This window comes from Neisseria sp. WLZKY-1, from assembly GCF_046546535.1.
In the GTDB taxonomy this organism is placed as follows: Bacteria; Pseudomonadota; Gammaproteobacteria; order Burkholderiales; family Neisseriaceae; genus Neisseria.
In genome coordinates this window covers 1-586 of sequence record NZ_JBKGTW010000120.1, presented here as the reverse complement: position 1 = coordinate 586, position 586 = coordinate 1, and the positions used below count along the sequence as shown (strand labels likewise).

The window sequence follows — 586 nt, the reverse complement described above, 5'->3', positions numbered from 1 at the left end:
AAAAAACCGCTTCGCAAGCTGATTGCCAACAGCCCCGCCAAAGGTTCTGCCTTTGAGCACTTCGGCTTTCAGGCTGCGGTGGAAACGTTCGTCTTTGCCGTTGATCTGCGGGTGCAGCGGACGGCTGCGGCCGGGGCGGATGCCCAGTCGGATAAGCCATGCGGCCAGGCGGGTCAGTCCGCCTTGTGCGCTGTCGCCCCAGGTGCGCCGTTGTCGGTGTTGATTCTGTCGGGCAGTCCGTATTGTCTGAATGCTTCGGTCAATGCTGCCTGCACACCTTCCCTGTGCTCGTTTGCCAGGGCGCGCAGGATGAGGTTACAGAGGCTGATGACATTCAACATTTTGGCGTTTTTTACGTCCTAAAACGGCATCTGCCGCGTTGAAAATACTCGCCTATGGATGGCATAGGCTCGCATTTTCGCCTTACATCTGCCGTTTTATGCCGCAAAACCCGCTTCAAAAGTTGAATGTCGACAGCCACTGGCGCGATCGGTCGTCGATAACGGTCAGCGGGTGGCAGCGGCCGCCGTCGGTGGCAAAATGGCCTTTGAAATCCATCTGCCACAATGCGTTGGGGTAGGGATGC

General features: G+C 57.5%; 1 pseudogene. It reads right to left on the bottom strand.

Annotated features, from left to right (window positions below):
• Positions 1 to 317: pseudogene (locus ACLD9W_RS12455) on the bottom strand (IS481 family transposase); the annotation flags it as partial.
• Positions 318 to 586: the final 269 nt, after the last annotated feature.